This window comes from Bradyrhizobium sp. 1 (assembly GCF_023073315.1).
Lineage (GTDB): Bacteria > Pseudomonadota > Alphaproteobacteria > Rhizobiales > Xanthobacteraceae > Bradyrhizobium.
Window position 1 is genome coordinate 142,322 of the sequence record NZ_JADPJH010000033.1, and the last position, 15,932, is coordinate 158,253.

Annotated in this window: 16 protein-coding genes and 1 tRNA gene; 4 read left to right on the forward strand and 13 right to left on the reverse strand. The window is 63.8% G+C overall.

Annotated features, from left to right (window positions below; genetic code table 11):
- Positions 1–687, forward strand: coding sequence for a TetR/AcrR family transcriptional regulator (locus IVB29_RS25675; RefSeq protein WP_247506191.1), 687 nt, complete (start codon positions 1–3; stop codon positions 685–687).
- Here IVB29_RS25675 and IVB29_RS25680 read toward each other — a convergent pair.
- The 9 genes from IVB29_RS25680 to IVB29_RS25720 form a co-directional block, all read right to left on the reverse strand.
- Positions 669–1,388, reverse strand: a complete 720-nt coding sequence (locus IVB29_RS25680) for an ABC transporter ATP-binding protein (RefSeq protein ID WP_247506192.1) — start codon at positions 1,386–1,388, stop codon at positions 669–671. The genes IVB29_RS25675 and IVB29_RS25680 overlap by 19 nt on opposite strands.
- Positions 1,385–2,152 (reverse strand): ABC transporter ATP-binding protein, encoded by a 768-nt coding sequence (locus IVB29_RS25685; RefSeq protein ID WP_247506193.1) that lies wholly within the window; start codon positions 2,150–2,152, stop codon positions 1,385–1,387. Before IVB29_RS25685 ends, IVB29_RS25680 begins: the two co-directional genes overlap by 4 nt.
- Positions 2,142–3,113 (reverse strand): branched-chain amino acid ABC transporter permease, encoded by a 972-nt coding sequence (locus tag IVB29_RS25690; RefSeq protein WP_247506194.1) that lies wholly within the window; start codon positions 3,111–3,113, stop codon positions 2,142–2,144. Before IVB29_RS25690 ends, IVB29_RS25685 begins: the two co-directional genes overlap by 11 nt.
- A 13-nt stretch (positions 3,114–3,126) precedes the next feature.
- A complete protein-coding gene (locus IVB29_RS25695) occupies positions 3,127–3,990 on the reverse strand; it encodes a branched-chain amino acid ABC transporter permease (RefSeq protein ID WP_247506195.1) in 864 nt (287 codons plus the stop codon).
- A gap of 67 nt (positions 3,991–4,057) precedes the next feature.
- Positions 4,058–5,311, reverse strand: coding sequence for an ABC transporter substrate-binding protein (locus IVB29_RS25700; protein WP_247506196.1), 1,254 nt, complete (start codon positions 5,309–5,311; stop codon positions 4,058–4,060).
- Positions 5,312–5,611: 300 nt separating this feature from the next.
- Entirely contained in the window at positions 5,612–5,974 is a 363-nt protein-coding gene (locus IVB29_RS25705; RefSeq protein WP_247506197.1) for a DUF1428 family protein, read from the reverse strand.
- A gap of 184 nt (positions 5,975–6,158) precedes the next feature.
- Positions 6,159–6,232: transfer RNA gene (locus tag IVB29_RS25710), tRNA-Gln, on the reverse strand.
- Between the two features lie 169 nt (positions 6,233–6,401).
- Positions 6,402–6,605, reverse strand: a complete 204-nt coding sequence (locus tag IVB29_RS25715) for a hypothetical protein (protein WP_247506198.1) — start codon at positions 6,603–6,605, stop codon at positions 6,402–6,404.
- A gap of 155 nt (positions 6,606–6,760) precedes the next feature.
- Positions 6,761–7,084, reverse strand: a complete 324-nt coding sequence (locus tag IVB29_RS25720; protein WP_247506199.1) for a hypothetical protein — start codon at positions 7,082–7,084, stop codon at positions 6,761–6,763.
- Positions 7,085–7,347: 263 nt separating this feature from the next.
- Here IVB29_RS25720 and IVB29_RS25725 point away from each other — a divergent pair, with 263 nt between their 5' ends.
- Both IVB29_RS25725 and IVB29_RS25730 read left to right on the forward strand, forming a co-directional pair.
- On the forward strand, positions 7,348–9,147 hold the full coding sequence (locus tag IVB29_RS25725; RefSeq protein ID WP_247506200.1) for a peroxidase family protein: 1,800 nt from the start codon (positions 7,348–7,350) through the stop codon (positions 9,145–9,147).
- 41 nt (positions 9,148–9,188) lie between these two features.
- A complete protein-coding gene (locus IVB29_RS25730) occupies positions 9,189–9,581 on the forward strand; it encodes a hypothetical protein (protein WP_247506201.1) in 393 nt (130 codons plus the stop codon).
- 12 nt (positions 9,582–9,593) lie between these two features.
- Here the strand turns inward: IVB29_RS25730 and IVB29_RS25735 are convergent, their stop codons facing one another.
- Positions 9,594–11,372 (reverse strand): BTAD domain-containing putative transcriptional regulator, encoded by a 1,779-nt coding sequence (locus tag IVB29_RS25735; RefSeq protein WP_247506202.1) that lies wholly within the window; start codon positions 11,370–11,372, stop codon positions 9,594–9,596.
- Between the two features lie 366 nt (positions 11,373–11,738).
- Entirely contained in the window at positions 11,739–13,082 is a 1,344-nt protein-coding gene (locus tag IVB29_RS25740; protein ID WP_247506203.1) for a YcaO-like family protein, read from the reverse strand.
- A 160-nt stretch (positions 13,083–13,242) separates the two neighbouring features.
- Between IVB29_RS25740 and IVB29_RS25745 the strand changes: the two genes are divergently transcribed.
- Positions 13,243–13,755 carry a hypothetical protein gene (locus IVB29_RS25745; protein ID WP_247506204.1) on the forward strand — a complete coding sequence of 171 codons (513 nt, stop codon included), beginning with the start codon at positions 13,243–13,245 and terminating at the stop codon, positions 13,753–13,755.
- A gap of 13 nt (positions 13,756–13,768) precedes the next feature.
- On the opposite strand, the gene IVB29_RS25750 is transcribed toward IVB29_RS25745, so the two are convergent.
- Entirely contained in the window at positions 13,769–14,740 is a 972-nt protein-coding gene (locus tag IVB29_RS25750) for a tripartite tricarboxylate transporter substrate binding protein (RefSeq protein WP_247506205.1), read from the reverse strand.
- Between the two features lie 55 nt (positions 14,741–14,795).
- Positions 14,796–15,926 (reverse strand): iron-containing alcohol dehydrogenase, encoded by a 1,131-nt coding sequence (locus IVB29_RS25755; RefSeq protein WP_247506206.1) that lies wholly within the window; start codon positions 15,924–15,926, stop codon positions 14,796–14,798.
- Positions 15,927–15,932 lie beyond the last annotated feature (6 nt).

Below are 15,932 nucleotides of genomic sequence, written 5' to 3' on the forward strand. Positions count from 1 at the left end.
ATGCAAGCACGGATGCGGCCATTTTCGAAGGAGTCCGGGGCACGCGATCTCGACCTGCCGGGCGTCGCCCCGTCACGGCAGAAGCGCAGCCGCGAGACCACGCTCGCGCTGCTGCGCGCTGGCGCCGACATGCTGCGCACGCGCAGCCTCGCAGAGCTGTCGATCGAGGCACTCTGCACCGAGGTCGGCGCGACCGTCGGCGCCTTCTACAGCCGCTTCGAGAGCAAGGAGGCCTATTTCAATGCCCTGATGGCGCTGGCCGCGCGCGACGGCGAGCAGCGGCTCGGCGACATCAGGCGGCCGTCGCCGGATACGAGCCTCGACAAGCTCTGCCACATCATCATCAGCGGCATCATCGGCTGGATACGCAATCACGAAGGCGTCCTGCGCGCCGCGCTTCAGCACGACGACACCCGCCCGGACAAATGGACGCCGTTCAAGGCGCTCGCGAAAGCCACCACGATGCGTGCGACCCCTCTCCTGCTGCCGGCCATGGGCAAAGGACGCAAGGCCGCAAAAACCCGCGCCATCGCAATTGGCTTCCAAATCGTGCTGGGCACGCTGGTGAATGCGATCCTCAACGATCCCGGACCGCTGTCGCTGCGGTCGAAGGAGATGGAGACGCGGCTGGCCGGTTGCTTGTTGTTGCTGCTTGAGGCGGAGGTCGGTCAGCCCACCCCGAGATAGGCCTTCTGCACCTGCGGGTCCTGCGCGAGCGCGGCAGCCGTCCCTGACAGCACGCTCTTGCCGACCTGGAGCACCGTCGCAAAGTCCGACACTTCCAGCGCGAGTTCGATCGACTGCTCCGCGAGCAGGATGGTCAGGCCCTCGCGATGCAGGCGGCCGAAGGTTTCGTACATGGACTCGACCACCGCCGGCGCAAGGCCGAGCGAGGGCTCGTCGAGCATCAGGAGCTTCGGGTCGCTCATCAGCGCGCGGCCGACCGCGAGCATCTGCCGCTCGCCGCCGGACATGGTGCCGGCGCGCTGGTTGCGGCGCTCTTTCAGGCGCGGAAAGAATTCGTAGACGCGTTCGAGCAGCACGGCCTGACGCGACTTGTCGTGCAGCGGCGTCGCGCCGAGCACGAGGTTGTTCTCGACGCTCTGCTGCACGAACAGGCGCCAGCCCTCCGGCGACAGCGCGAGGCCCTTGCGCACGATCGCAAAGGCCTTTTGCCCGGCGATGTCCTCGCCGCGAAAGCTGATCGAGCCCGAATGCACAGGAATGAGGCCGGCGATCGCGTTCAGCGTCGTGGTCTTGCCGCCGCCATTGGAGCCGAGCAGCGCGACGACGCTTCCTTCAGGCACCTCTAGCGAGACGTCGGAGACACCGATGAGGTCGCCGTAGCGCACTTCGAGGTGCTCGATCCGCAGCAGCGCCCCGCTCATAGGTCCGGCCCGCCCATCAGTTCGACCGGCGTATGGCCGGCAGCGGCTTTTGCGGCGCGCTTGCCGAGATAGGCCTCGATCACCGCCGGGTTCGAGGTGACCTCGCGTGGTGACCCGCGCGCAATCTCCTTGCCCTGATGGAACACCATCACGCGGCTCGCGAGCGACATGATCACTTCCATGATGTGCTCGACGATGACGAGCGTGATGCCGGAGCGGTGAATGTCACGCACAAGATCAATCGCGAGCCTCACCTCATGCGCATTAAGACCGGCCATGGCCTCGTCGAGCAGCAGCACTTTTGGCTCGGTCGCTAGCGCGCGGGCGATCTCCAGCCGCTTGCGGCCGGGCGTCCCGAGCGAGCGCGCCGGCGCATCGGCGAGCCTGATCATGCCGACGCGCTCCAGCACCGCACCTGCCTTGGTTTCGGCCTCCTTGCGATGTGAAGTGCGCAGGAAGGCGCCGATCATGACGTTTTCGAGCACCGTCATGCCCTCAAACGTCTGCGGCACCTGGAAGGTGCGGGCGAGCCCGAGTGCGGCGCGCTGCTCCGGCGTGAAATCGGTGATGTCGCGCCCCTCGAACAGCACGCGCCCAGAGGTGGCCTTGAGGTCGCCGGTGAGACAGTTGAAGAAGGTCGACTTGCCGGCGCCATTCGGGCCGATCAGGCCGAGAATGTCGCCCTTCTCCAAGGTCACAGAGGCATCGTCCACCGCCTTGAAGCTGCCGAACGCTTTTGTGATCCCGCGCGCTTCAAGGAGCATGGCCGGCTCCCGTGTCGCTCTTGGATTTTCTTCGCTGCGTGAACAGGCTGAGCAGGCCGCCCGGCTGGAAACGCGCGATCAGCACGATGATCGCGCCATAGACCACGAAGGTGAGCCCGGCGCCCTTGCCGCCGAGCCAGCTGTTGGAGATCTCCTCCAGCGGCACGAGGATCGCCGCGCCCACTAGCGGGCCGAACAGCAGCCCCGCCCCGCCGAGTGCTGCCATGATCAGGATCTTCACCGAGATCAGGATGCCGAGGCCGGACTCGGGATCGACGAAGCCGAACATCATGGCGTAGAGCGCGCCGGAAACGCTCGTCAGTGCCGCACTCAACATGTAGGCGTAGAGCTTGGTGCGGCTGGCAGGCGCGCCGAGCGAGCGCGCGGCGCGTTCGGAATCCTTGATCGCGCGCAGGTAAAACCCCATCCGGCTGTTGGTCATCCACCAGGTGATGAACAGCGTGATCACGAGCACCAGCAGGAAGAGATAGTAATACGGCAGCGATGACAGGAACGAGAGATCGAAGATGTTGCGCGGCACGGTCGGCCCCGAGAGGCCGACCGCCGCACCCAGCCAGTCGGTGTTGGTCACGATCAGCCGCATCGTCTCGGCGACAGCGATCGTCGCCATGCTGAAATAATGGCCGGATAGCCGCAGCGTTGGGACGCCGACGATCGCGGCGAGCCCTACCGCGATCACGATGCCGCTGGGAATACCGAATAGCGGCGACAGGCCGAATTTGGCGTAGGAGCCCATCGCGGCATAGGCACCGCAGCCGAAGAACACGACGTGACCGACCGAGACCTGGCCGGCGTAACCGCCAACGATGTTCCAGGCGGACGCTGCGATGGCATAGAGCAGCACCAGAGCGCCCAAGCGCTGCTGGAACGGCGAGGACAGCAGCAGCGGGTAGGCAATCGCGAAGGCTGCGACGACCGAGAGCCAGATCCAGCGCCGCATCACAGCTTTCTCATCAGATCTTGCCCATCAGGCCCTGTGGCCGGAACCAGAGGAAGAGCAGGAACAGGACATAGACGACGATGTCCTTGTAGATCGCGCCGATCAGATACCCCGACAGCGACTCGATCACGCCGATCAGGAGGCCCGCGACGAGTGCGCCCGGCACGCTACCAAAACCGCCGAGCGACACCGTGACGAAGGCGACGATGCCGAGCGTCTCGCCGACCGTCGGCACGATATAGAAGAAGTTCGCGATCAGCGCGCCGGCAAGGCCGGTGGCGCCGGCCGCAATCGCCCAGGCAATCGCCTGCATGGTATCGGGGCGGATACCCATGAGCTGGGCCGCGGTCTGATCCTCCGCCACCGCCAGCATTTTCGAGCCGAGCGAGGTGCGGGTCAGCAGCAGGTGCAGCCCGAGTGTCACCAGCAGGGCGACGACGCCGGCAAGCAGCCGCGAGGCCTCGATGCGCAGGCCGGCAAACGCGTAGGTGCCGCCGACGATGTCCGGCGGCATCGACAGGAAGTTGGCGCCGAACCACCAGAACACCGAATAGCGCAGCAGCAGCGCGAGCCCGAAGGTGCCGAGGATCTGCGCCAGCATCGGTCCCTTCATGATGTCGCGGATCAGGGCGAAATAGACGACGACACCGACGGTCGCGAGCACCAATGTCGCCAGCGGCGCACCGAGGAGCGGCCCTCCCCCCATCAGGGTGTAGACAACATAGGCGACATACATTCCGAGCATGACGAAGTCGCCATGCGCGAAATTGACGATGTTCATCATGCCCCACACCAGCGTGAGGCCAGAGGAAAACAGGGCATAGACGGCGCCAAGCAGAAGCCCGCCGACGATCACCTGCACGAGAACAAAGGACATGAGCTGCGTTGCTCTGATCAAATCATTTTGGGAAAGGCGGGACGCACGGCCCCGCCTTCAAAGAATCTCACCAGCCCTTGTAGGGCAGCACCGGCGCCTTCTCGGCATTGGCCTTCGGCCACACCGCCGTATAGTTCTCGCCATCCTGGAGCTGGATGATGAGGCCGGAGGCGAGCGTGTTCTGGCCCTTGTCGTCGAACTTCACGCCCTTGTAGCCCATCATCAATTGCTCGGGCTTCAGGTCCGTCGCCTTCAGCGCGGCCTGTATCTTGGCGGGGTCGGTCGAGCCCGCGCGGTCGATCGCATCCGCAAGCACGAAGAAGCCCTGCATCTGGCGACCGACGGTGTCGTCCATCTCCTCGCCGCTCTTCTTCTTGTACATGTCGGCGATGATGGCCGACGGCGAACCTGATGGGCCCACCGACCAGGACGAGCGGTTGAAGACGCCTTGCGAGATCTTGCCGACCGCCTTGATGAAGGACGGATCGGAATAACCGGCGTCGTCAGCGAGCAGGATAGCAGGCTTGTAGTCGAGCGACTGCATGGTCTTGGCGAACAGGATCGCATCCGACGTGTAGCTGATCATGATGATGACGTCGGGCTTCTTGTCCTTGAGCTGAAGCACCTGGCCCTGCAAATCGGTCGCGTTGACGGGATAGGCGACGTCGAGCGCGACGGGCTGGCCCTTCTCCTTGAAGGCGCCGGCGATCGTGTTCGCGACCGAGGTGCCGTATTCGGTGTTGTCGTGAACCAGCGCGATCGCATCGGTCTTGGCACCGGACGCCTTCATGTCAGAGAGGAAGTCGACATAGGCTTTTGCAAAATCGGTCGCGATCGGCGTCGTGCGGAAGAACCATTTGAAGCCGCGTTCGGTGAGATTGGCGGCGACCGACTCCGAGTTGAGATAGGGAATGCCGTATTTCTCGGCGATCGCGCTCGAGGTCAGCGTGATGCCGGACTGGTAGGCGCCGAACACGGCCGCGACCTTGTCTTCCGTGATCAGGCGCAGTGCCTGGTTCTGGCCGGTCGCCGGGTTGCCCTGGTTGTCGGCGATGACGACCTCGATCTTGGCGCCGCCGAGGCCGGCAAGCCCTGCATTCTTCGCCAGCGGCAGATTGCCGAGTTCGGGATGGGCGTTGTTGATGATATCAGTGGCGACCTCGAGCGCCGCCTTGGCATGCGCCCCGATCGAGGCAGTGCCGCCGGACATCGGCAGGATCACGCCGATCTTGACGATTTTGTCCTCGGCCCACGCGCCTGAGGCCAACACAAGCGACATCGCGGCCGCGCAAAGCAGCCCGGTGACGTGCTTCAAATTCATGAAATCAGACCTCCCAAAGGGTTTCCCCGACCAAGTTTCTTTGGAAGGCTTGGGCGGGCCGCCCGCTTCCGTTTGATTATGCCTGGCGGCGAGAGGATGGCATGCCAGCCGGATTCCGGCAAGGTGAAACGGATTGCGACGATGCTGCAGAAGCAAGCATCGATTACACGACCCGTGCGCGGTGTTCTATCTGGCGTGGCTTTATTCGAGTGAGACAACCCGAAGAGCGGGCGTAATCTACCACTGTCTATTTCCGCGAACGAAAGAGGTGGTCGCTAATCCACCCCACGAAGCGTGCGCTCAGCTGCCCATCTCGCTCGCCCGCAGCAGCGTCGTGAAGCCGCCATAGATCATGCGCTTGCCGTCAAACGGCATGTCCGCGCCCTTGAACCGCTCGTCCGCCATCACCTTCTTGATGACGGCATCGCGCGTCTCCCGGTCGCGGTAGACGATCCAGGAGAACACCACGACCTCGTCCTCCTTCGCCATCACCGCGCGCGGAAACGACGTCAGCTCGCCATACGGCACGTCGTCGCCGATGCATTCGACATAATCGAGCGCGCCATGCTCCATCCAGACCGCGCAGGCTGTTTTCGCCAGGGCCTTGTAGGCCTCGATCCTGTTCTTCGGCACGGCCAGCACGAAACCATCGACATAGGGCATCTTGGATCTCCTTGGGGTTGCGTGTCCCAAGGACGACGGAGCGCGCGGCGATCCGACCCGGAAGATGCGATTTAAGATGAGGCAAACCGTCGCGACGGCCGGCGCGGCGAGCCAGGGCTTTGCAGCCGTCGGCAGGATCGGATTGGGCAGGATCGGATTGCAGTCGGTGAGAAGCGCCCGGAATTGGCTGGGGAACTAGGATTCGAACCTAGACAAACAGAGTCAGAGTCTGTTGTGCTACCGTTACACCATTCCCCACCGGAATAGCCGAACAAATTCAACGACTTGATCATTTGCCCGACTGTCGCCGGAAGCGCGTTTAGGCGCAAATCACGGCTCAGGCGTGGCAGCGTTCTACCCGCTCGCATCTGGGCTGGCAAGCACTGCGGTGCACGGGCCTGTTCACCGCCGGCGGATCCGCACACGCCTATTCCGGCGCAAGCGTCGCCAAGCCGGCTTCGACGATCGTGATCTCCTGGCTGACTTGCGCGATGGCCTGCCTCGGGTCCACACCGGTGACCGACACCAACTGCCGCAGCAGATCCTGCCGGTGCGACAAGATATCGTGAAGCGCATCGCGATCGTTCAGCCGGACAAATCCTGCAACGATCAATTCAAGGGAACGGGACATCGTACTCTCAAGACACGGGTTACTCTCCGGATATCTAAAATATCCTGATCCGGTCCCGGTGTGTGCACGACGTCGCGTCAACCTTGACCGGTAAGGCTAACGCGCGGGGGCAAACCGCAATGCACCCAGATCGCACCACCTTCCCGGCCTCCCCGCTAGTGTGGACGCCCGACATTGACGACGATTTCGCCCCTGCAGTGGGCAATCATCACCTGGCCGTACTCGTCCTGCGGCGGGCTTTCCTCGTAGCGCAGCGGAATCGTGGTGATCTCCTCCTGCGTCGCGCCGGCCGGCTGGTGCGCGCTCACGTCGAGGATCAGGATCTTCGGATTGATCCCCTGCGGCGAGCGCTTGGTCAGCCGGGCCTGCCAGCCATTGGTCGGCACCCGCACGTCGCCGGTCATGACCAGCTTGGGCGGCCCACCCGGCGCGCGGTCGATCCAGGCCTTGAAGGTGTCTCTCAGCAGGACAGTCGTCACGAGTCCCTCCCAAGCCAAGTTGCGCGATCCTTCGGTCACGGACGCAGCATAGGCCGGCGAAGCGAAGCGAAACGTGAATGGCCCGTGAATCCGATATGATATCCTGACGACGTGAGGACTGACGGGCCTGCTCACCGCGCTCGCGCCACTCTCCACGGCACACCCGACCGACGGATCGCGGTTCGTCGCTCCCGGGCAGGATCGATTCACGTTCAAATCACGTTGCCGAAAATAGGATCGCCCGTGGCTTTGGGAGGTCAACAATGGGCAGACATGGTGGCGGCTTCTCCATCGCGCGCGAGCAACTCGGCGGCGACACGGGCGCGAGACGGGCCGGGACCGGCGACCACCAATTGTCCGCTCCGCTGAGGCCCGACGCATTGCCGGCGGCAGCATCCGCCCTGCCCGAGCCAGGCATTTCAGGCTTCCGGCATTTCCTGTCCGACCTCGACACATTGCCGCTGGAAAAGCGTTTCAAGGTCGACGGCGACGATCCGCTCAGATCGGACGAGAGCAAGGAGCGGCTACGGAGCCTGATGGAGCGCCTGGCCAAACGCATGCTCGTCGCCCCGGTGTGGGAGGGCGGCCAAGGCCCGCTCGAAAATGCCGACATTCCCGCCGGATATACTTATCTCCTCCAGTTGGTCGCGCACGACCTCGTCCAGACGTCATTCCCGCTGTCGGTGCTCGAAAATACGACAACCGGCGCGCGCAACGACCGGGCCTATCGGCTGAAGCTGGATACGATCTATGGCGGCGGTCCCGAAGTATGCCCGTTTGCCTACGAAGCCAAGCCGAAGGCCGCGCGCTCAAGGCTGCGTCTGGGCGGCGGCGGGGTCAACAGCGACGATCCGGTCGCGATGAATCCGAAAGGCCGCGATATCGCGCGCGTTGCGTGCCCCTGGGATCCGAACAGCCAGCCGCAACGGCTGACCGATGTCATGATTGCCGACCAGCGCAACGACGATCATGCGATCCTGTCCCAGCTCACGACGCTGTTCCACCATCTCCACAACGGTCTCCTGGCCCGGCTCTCCCCGCCGACGGCCGGCACGACCGAGTCCGACACGGCCGCAACCTACAAGGCATTTCTCTGCGCACGCGGCGCAGCCACGCTGATCTATCGCCACATCATACGCCGTGACGTGATGCGCAGGGTCCTCAACCGCAAGATCTACAACAAGTACAATGTCGATCAGCCTCACCTGATGAGTGCCTCTTCCGCGCAGCAGCCCTCTCGTGGGTTGTCGATACCGCTGGAATTCACCCATGCCGCGTTTCGCTTTGGGCACGCGATGGTTCGCGACAGCTACCAGATCAACCCCGCCAACGCCTTCGCGCTCGGCGAGGTGCTGCGCGCGACGTCCTATTCCGCGCCTGGCAATATGCCGTTGCATCGGAAATGGATCGCGAGCTGGTCGCACTTCTTCGACGTGCCGGGCAGACCTCGACCGCAATCGAGCATGCGCATCAGCCCTCATTTCAGCGGCCAGCTTTACGACAGGACGCTGTTTCCGCCGATCGTGCGCGACGGCGCATGGGGCCTCGCGTACAGGGATCTGATGAGTGCCGCTTTCGCCGGCCTGTGGTCGGTGAACAGCCTCGTCGACGAGATCCGATCGCGCCAGCCGTCCCTGATCGGCAGCGATCCGCTGCTTGAAGATCGCGGCTACCGCGTGGCGCAGCTGCGGGCCTGGCTCGAGCAGAACCGCGGCGAGCTGACCGATGCCGACATTGAGACCCTCGCAAACGACCCGCCGCTGTCCTTCTACATTCTGTTCGAGGCAGCCGCGGGCTCCAATGATCCGGCGAGACAGGGCAAGACACTTGGCGCGCTGGGCTCGATCATCGTTGCCGAGGTCGTTTTCGGGGCGATGCACGAAGGCAGAATACCGGACGAAACCGCATCGAGCCCTCTCAGAGAGGCGCTGTCCCGCCTGTCGTCGCGCATCTACGCCGCCAACCGCCTCGACTTCGTGCCGGAGCTCGACAACATGGGCGACCTCGTCCCGTTCATCGCCGACATCGCAAACCTGCGAGATGCTGATCCGACGTTTATTTGACAGCCGGCAATTCCGCCGGTCGCATACCAAAGGAGATTGCCATGCAAACCGAGATGTTCGATATCGTGAACTATGACGTCTGGGGCGACCTCGTGAAGAAGTGGGCGCGCGATCCGAAGACGCGCCCGGCCACCATCGCCGAATTCCAGAAACAGCTCAACGATTACGGCGTGATAGCAACATTCCCCCGCGCATTCACCGAGATCAACTTCATCCAGCCCAGCTACAAGGACGGCACGCTGCTCATCAAGCTGCCGGACGCCGACGTGCTCGCCGAGACCGAAAAGGCATTGATGGGCTCGGCCAACTATCCGCTGCCGCTGTTCTACACGGATGACATGAAGGACAGCAATCTGGAGAACGACACCCCCGACGGCAGGCTGCTCTTCCATTCCAAGCGCGTTGGCGAGTACACGATCAAGTTCTGCGGTTGAGCCGACGCGTGCTCACCACGCGTGATGCCTGAGGTCGACAACTGGAACGCCTGCGCCGCCTATTCCGTCGCGCAGGCGCTCCCAATCCTCGCGTCTGGCAATCGGATGAGCATGGAGCAACCAGAGTGCGATCTCCCGGTCGTTGGGAGATTTGCCGAACCACGTCGCGCGGATACCGTCGAGGAACTTCCTGGCCTCGAGGCGCGCCTCCTCCGTCCTTCCCAGATGAAACAGTGCGGCCGCCTTCCAGCCCGGGAGCGTTTTCGCCACGTTGCTGGCGCGATCGATTCCCTCGATTGCCTCCTGGTAGTTGCCTCGCATGAATTGGAGCACGGCCCTATAGGGCCAGTGCAGCGGCGGCGGCGTCCACGATACCTTGAGAGCCTCCGCCACGAGCTCGGTGCCACGCTCGAAATTGCCGCAAAAGCCCTGGCAGGAGGCCGCCGACAGCAACGTCCATGGATCGTTGCCGTTGAGCTCGCAAGCGAGATCGATATGGCCGCTGGCGTCCGAATATTGCATCAGCATCGCCTGCGACCAACCGAGGCAGAGCTGCGCCCGGGAATCGACGGGGTCGAGCTGCACCGCCGTTCGGGCAAGCTCGAGCGTGGACCTCGCCTTCGTCAAATCGCGGAACAGGCCGGGAAAGACCAGATGCTCGGTGTTGTTGAGTTGAACCAACGCGCTGTAGCAGGGAGAGAAGTTTGGTGCGACATTGATCCCCTCAGTCAGGAGCGCGATCGACTCCCGCCAATTTTCGGCGCTGAAGCTGCCAAAACTCGCCTGCGCGCGAAGCCAGCGGTCATATATGTCCAGCGACACGTCCGGCGCGGTGGCCACGCGTGTCAGCCTCTCGGTGGACAGGTAGACATTCACCGACAACGCCGTACGCTGAACGATCCTCTGTTGTACCTGGAACCAGTTCTCGAGCTTCAGTTCGAACGTATCGCTCCAGATGTACACGCCGGTATTCGTCTCGCGCAGCGTCAGCACCATGCTGATCGTGTCACCGGCCTGATAGGCGGTTGCCGCCACGCTATAGCGCGAAGCTGCCGCACGCTCTCGCGACTCCAGCGGCTGCTGCGCGGTGCCGTCTCCGACATACCATTCGCGAAATTTGGTCAGGCAGGCGATGAGGTGATGGCGGAAGCCTGTTACAAGATGGACGCGATCGGCGCTCACGCCGTTCATGCTGAACGGATCGACCAGGATTGCGATCTTGGCAATCGTCCGTGACGATGCCGGCGATTGTCGCAGCACCTCGTCGGACGGCGGTGCCGGGGCGCCGTCCCGCAACCCGAGTTCGCCCGCAATGGACACGACCTCACCCTCGAAATGACCGTTCTTGATGTCGGCGATCAATTGCTGGGTCTTGGCCGAGGGCTCCATGCCGTATTCTTCGTCGAGGATATTCCACAAGGTCCTGTAGGCGCGGAGCGCACCGGACAGATCTCCTTCCTCCGCGCGCGTCTGCATCGCGTAGCGGCACGCCTCCTCGTGGGTCGGATCGAGGCTGAGCATCGCCTCCGCCAGTTCGCGCCTGTTTGCCGCGGCAAGCTCGACGCTCCTGAGGCCGCCCTCGAGGGCACGCAGAATTCGATCGTGGAAGGTCTGCCGCTTGGCGAGAAGCCAGACGCGGAACGAAGGGTCGATATCGTCGAGGCCTTCGAGGAGCGTCTCCATGAGTCCGGGCGCACTCATCAGGGCTGGATGCGCGTGTTGGGCTTCGGCCTCCCGCAAGGCCTCCCAGAGATCGACGTGAAGCCGCTCGCGCTCCAATTCGACGAGCATCTTTCCGATCTGCAACCCATCGTATCCCGCTTCCAGGAACGTCTCCCGCAACTCATGGAGGACCTGGCGAAGAGATGCACGCGCCCTGTACTCGTCGGACTCGCTCCACAGCAGCCCAACCAGACGCTCACGCGTTTCGTGGTGGCGGTCCATCAGAGCCAAATAGCCGAGAACCGCGCGCGACTTTCGGCTCTTGATGCGAATGTCCCGGCCCGCGAAAGCAACGGACAGGCCGCCCAAAACAGAAATTGTCAGGCTTTCGCGCGGCTTGGGAATTCCACCGTCCCTTGCAAGGGACTCCGGGAGAGGTGCTCGAGCGCTCAAATCGGATCCGCCTCGATAAACCGCACGTACGAAGTGCGGCAACTATAGCAAACTGACCCCGCGTGTATAGATGTCGCCCCCGCCGGCCCGGCTTCGCGCGGATAACAGGCGTTCGGTCGCGACTTCGGACGGCTCCATCTGGAGCGCCGGCGCGGCGATCCGCACGACCGGAATACCGAACATGGGACGGGTCAGATCGATGGCAAACGTCTCGACGCCTCTGGCCGACAATCTCGCGATCAGTGCGTCGAGCTGGCGCGCCGGGGAGCCCGGGCTGAACTCGGCAATGGGACGACCCGGCGCGACCGGATGCAGCAATTCGCAGCTTGCCGTATCGATCAGCGTGCTGCGGGCGACGTGGCGACGATCATATTCGTTCAACGCCGCCTCGCCTCCTTCCCGCCGCTTCTGCTCCACGACGATATAGGCCAACTCCATCTGGCACATCTCCATCAGTGCGGAGCGGACAGCAGTCTCGACGCTCAGACGGGCCGCGAGCCCGCAGGCGAAGCCTCGTCCGTCGATGCGGCAGGACATCGCGACGATGCAGGGAGTGTCCAAGTCGGTGGTGATGTCGAGAAGCCAGGTCCTCCTCGTCGTGACGCCGCGGCGTGCTTGTGCCACCAACGCTGCGGCCGTCGCCATCGCATGTCCTTCGAGCGTAACCAGCCGTCCGCGAACGCCGCCGCGCCACCAGAGACTGGCGGCATCCCTCTCGACCAGCTCCAGCATCCCATGCAATGCGGCCGCCTCAAACGAAGGTCCGGCCGCACAGCCTGAGCTCAGGCTGAATGGCGGCGTGAGCGCGCTCCGCTCCGGCGTGCGCCGCAGGCAAAGGTCCGCGGGAAATGGCACCGACCGGCCGCTCGATAGCTGCGTCGCATCGATCCAGTCGACGTCATTATGCGCGGACAATCGCATGACCTCGGCAAGGACCGCCCGCGATGGAGGATCAAAGATGGCAAGACGATCTTCGATCGCGCCGCGCTGAAGCCGATCCGACGCCGTCTCAAATTGTGAGAGATACTCGACCCCCTCCCCGACACATGATTCGAACGCCTGACGAAGCGACAGACCGGCGCCGGACGCGCTCAAGCGAGCCTGATGCGAGAAGGTGGCATCGACACCGGCCGCACTGATGTCCGCGCCGAAGAACATCACTCCCGGCGCGTCACGGGAGACCAGCTGGAAGACGTCGGAAAATTTGGCCGCTGCCTGGAGCAGCGCAATGCGGTTCCGTACGTCTGACGGCTCCGCTGCGCCTGCCGGAAAATATTCGAGTTTCTCAAGAATGGCCTCGAGGTCGCCATCGCCGCCGGACGTCGACGGGCCCGCCAGATATGCGGCCAACCGCTCGAACTGACTGGTTGCGTTCGGTGCGTCCATCGGTCGAGTTCCACGACCCCGGCAGGGTACAGGTTCGCCCCAGCATGCCACCAAGGCCCGGCGAAAGGTTGAAGAAATCGTGCGAATTCATCGCAACCGTGCGAATTCACGCTGGCTTCACGCGCCGGCATGATGATCCGGACCGACCGCAAGAGTTCAGATGGCCGGCATGTGGAAAAATGGTTTTGTCGTTGCAATGGCTGCGGAATTCTCCTTTGCAGCCTATCACCGACCGATTGCGATCCGACGCAAGACCGGGCGATGGATCATCGTATCGCGCTGCGGTCCAAGCTCGGAGTTCATCACCATCGCAAGTGCGGCGGGCAAGGTCGAGCTCGATGCCGACGCCCCGATCGGCCTCGTGCCGATCAACACGGCCGTTGGCATTCTCCTGTCGGAAACAGCAGAAGAGATCACGTTCCTGATGGTTCGGCAGCAGCCGACCCATTTTCCAATCGCAGGCACATTTCTCCCGACCGACGGCTATTGTCGGATTTTCGAGTCACACGGTAAGCTTCAACTGCGGAGCGAAGGACGCCACGCCCACAGCGCGAGGCAGCCGGATAGCCGTGCCCGCAGCGACATGCCGGATCCCTTGCCGAACCCGCGGCGCGCGCTCGGCTGGCACGTCGAGGCTGTCAGGCACAACTGGATCGGCGAGTTCATCAGCTGAACATCGAACCGCCCTACTCCAGCTTGATGTTCGCGGCCTCGATCACCTTCCTCCACCGCGCGGTTTCCGCGGCGATGTAGGCCTTGAACGGCTCCGAATCCACCGCAACCGCGGTGGCGCCGAGCTCGGCCATCTTCTGCACCGTCTCCGGCTGCTGCATATAGGCGCGAATCTCGGCGGAGAGCTTTTCGACGATCGGCTTCGGCGTGCCCGCAGGCGCGAAGAAGCCGTGCCAGGCGACCGCCTCGAAGCCCGGCAGGAATTCGGCCACTGCGGGGACTTGCGGATCGAAGTCTGCACGCTTCGGCGTCGCGGTCGCCAGCATCGCAAGCTGGCCCGTCTTCACCTGCGGCAGCAGCAGCGGCACGTTGTCGAAAGCGAGATCGATCTGGCCGCTGAGGAGGTCCGTCAGCATCTGGCTCGAACCCTTGTAGGGCACGTGCACCATCTTGGTGCCGGTCATCTGCTGAAACAGCTCGCCGGACAGATGCTGCGAGGTGCCGACACCGGCCGACCCGAACGAGACCTTGTCCGGGTTCGCCTTCAGATAGGCGATCAGCTCCGGCACGGTCCGCGCCTTGATCTTGTCGGGGTTCACCACGAGAACGTTGGGCACGACGCTGATCTGGGCGATCGGCACCAGATCCCTGTCCGGCTGGTAGCTGAGCTTCGGCCCGTAGAGCGTGGGATTGATCGCGAGCGCGGAGGTGCTGGCAAGGCCGAGCGTGATGCCGTCAGGCGCCGACTTCGCCAGCCGCGTCACGCCGAGGATCGAGCCGGCACCGCCGACATTCTCCACCACGAAGGGCTTGCCGAGCTTCATCTGCAAATGGTTCGAGACCATGCGCGCGAAGATGTCGGCGGTGCCGCCGGCGGCGAAGGGAACGATCACCGTCACCTGCTTGGACGGATAGCCCTCCTGCGCCTTCGCCGGCGACGCCGCCAGCAGCATCACTGAGGCAAGACCAAGCCACATCGATCTCATCGAAGTTTCCTCTACTTTCACTGTGTTGTTGATTGGCTGCCGCGGCGCGGAAGCGTCAGAACGCGACCTCGTACATCCCGAGGATCGCATCCCGGCTCAAATCGCGCGGGTTGTTGTCGAGCAGGCGGCGAATGGCGTGCGCCTCGTCAGCCATCACGCCGAGATCTCTCTTGGGCACACCGAGCGCGGACAGCCGCATCTCGATGCCGAGGTTCTTGCAGAATTCATACGTCGCGTTGAACGCGAGCTTCGGATCGCTCTGCTCCGGCAGGCCGAGCGCACCCAGCACCGCGACCGTCTTCGCCTCGGCCGCCGGCATGTTGAAAGCCAGCGTGTGCGGGAAGATCACGGCGCAGGCGAGCCCGTGCGCCACATGGTGACGCGTGCCGAGCGGATAAGCCACGGCATGGCCTGCGGTGGTGTTCACCGGTCCGAGGCAATAGCCGCCATAGAGCGAGGCCAGAGAAAGACCGGCGCGGGCCTCGCGGTCCTCGCCATCGGCCACCGCGCGGGCGAGATAGCGTCCGACCAGCCGCGCGCCCTCGAGCGCATAGAGGTCGATCGTTGGATGCGCCTTGCGGCTGGTATAGGCCTCGACGCAATGCGCCAGCGCGTCGACGCCGGTTGCCGCGGTGACCTCCTTCGGCACGGTCATGGTGAGATCGGGATCGACGATGGCGATATCGGCCAGCATGAAACGGCTCTGCACCGCCTGCTTGTTCTGGCTGACGGGATCGGTGACGAGCGCGCGGGTGCCGGCCTCGCTGCCGGTGCCCGAGGTGGTCGGGATCTGCATCAGCGCGACGCTGCGGCCGGCGACCTTCTCCGGTCCGACGATGTCGGCAAAGGGCACGTCACTCGTGCACATCACCGCGACCAGTTTGGCGAGATCCATCGCGCTGCCGCCGCCGAAGCCGACGACGAGATCCGGCTTGGCCTCGCGCGCCATCGCCACCGCTTTCGCCAGATTGGGCAGGTCCGGCTCGGGCTTGACGTCGCCGAACACTTTTACGGCGCCCGGCAACGCCAGCGTGTCGACACGGCGCGCGTTGAACGGATCGGAGATCACGAGCGGCCGCTTGGCGCCGATCCGCTCGGCAAAGCGCGCCGCAGCAGTGATCGTGCCATTGCCGAACTCGAGGATCGTGGGACGCTGGATCTCGATGGGCGTGAAAGCGTTGGTCATAGCTGG